Here is a 1,456-nt window from a genome sequence, read left to right on the forward strand (position 1 = left end):
TGAGCTGCACCCCAAAAGTTGGACGCTGAGTGTGTAAGGCTACGCGGCCTGGGCTCTGTAAGCCACAGGGCTCAGGCCGCCGAGTTTCATCTTGATGCGTTCGTGGTTGTAATAACGGATGTATTCATCAATTCCGACACGTAGCTGATCGATCGTGTCGAAGCGTTCGCGGTAGAAATACTCCGACTTCAGCGTGCCGAAAAAACTCTCCATCGCCGCGTTGTCCAGGCAGTTGCCCTTGCGGGACATACTTTGCTCCAGTCCCGCCTCTTTCAGGCGCTGGCGGTAATCAGGGTAGCGATAGTGCCAGCCTTGATCCGAGTGCAGCATCGGCTTGCGGTCGACCGGGAGTTTTTCCAGGGCGCGCTCAAGCATTGTTCCCACCAAGGTATAGCGCGGTCGCGTGTCGGTCTGGTACGCCACGATTTCTCCGTTGTACAAGTCCAGCACTGGCGAGAGATAGAGCTTTTCGCCAGCCACCTTGAACTCCGTGACATCCGTCACCCATTTCTGATTGGGTTGATCCGCTGCAAACTCTCGCTTCAAAATATTAGGTGAGGCCTCGTCCATCAGGCCATGGTATGACCTGTATTTCTTGGGCCGCACCGTGCATTTGAGGTCCAGTTCGCTCATCAGCCGGCGCACTTTCTTGGTGTTCACCAACTGCCCACCTTGACGCAGGGTGGCGGTGACACGGCGATAGCCATAGCGGCCACGGTGATGGCGCTGGATGTCCTGGATCGAAGCTTTCAGCGAGGCGCACTTGTCCTCAGTCCCGATGGTCTTGAGCTGGTAGTAGTAGGTGGCACGCGCCAAGCCTGCTGCGTCCAGCAGATCTGCCAGTAAATGGTGTGAGTGAAGCTCGGCGATCAGCCGGGCTTTTTCGTGCCTGCTTTCTTCTGCCTGAGCTTCGCCTCGTCTAATTCCTCGAGCTTTTTTAGGTAGGCGTTCTCCGCTTCAAGCTTGCGTATCTTGCGCAACAACTGAGAAACCGACAACTCCTCGTCAGGGACTGCTGGGGTTGCATCGGGCTTGGAGGAAGGCTTGGACATGGCGCGGGACGATCTCTTCTTCGCTGAAAGCGGGGCTGTAAGCTCGCCACTGTAATACTGCTGCTGCCATCTGCCCAGCTGACTCGAATTACTCAGGTTGAACAGCGCTGCGGTAGCTCGATGAGACAGTTGCTCATTCAGCATCCGATGAAGAACGGTGAGTTTGAACTCAGAGCTATGGCGCTGATGGGAACGGTTAAAACTGGCCTCACCGTGATGCTGGTAAGCCACGACCCAGCGGCGGAGAAGGGTGGGATCTATCTGAAACTGGCTGGCAACATGGCGGAAGCCCCGGCCTCGTTTGATGAAGGCTTCGATGGCAGACAGCTTGAACTGCTTGGAATACTTGGTCATGTAAAACACCCCGGTGTTGGATGGGTGTCCAACATCCGGGGCGCAGTTCA

1 protein-coding gene is annotated in these 1,456 nt (G+C 56.0%); it reads right to left on the minus strand.

The features are described from left to right. Positions 1 to 39 precede the first annotated feature (39 nt). A protein-coding gene (locus ACIPZG_RS26745) for an IS3 family transposase (RefSeq protein WP_400718501.1) occupies positions 40 to 1,406 on the minus strand; the annotation gives its coding sequence in 2 pieces (ribosomal slippage) (positions 40 to 915 and positions 918 to 1,406; 1,365 coding nt in all). Positions 1,407 to 1,456: the final 50 nt, after the last annotated feature.

It is taken from the genome of Pseudomonas sp. NPDC089395 (genome assembly GCF_044749525.1).
In the GTDB taxonomy this organism is placed as follows: Bacteria; Pseudomonadota; Gammaproteobacteria; order Pseudomonadales; family Pseudomonadaceae; genus Aquipseudomonas.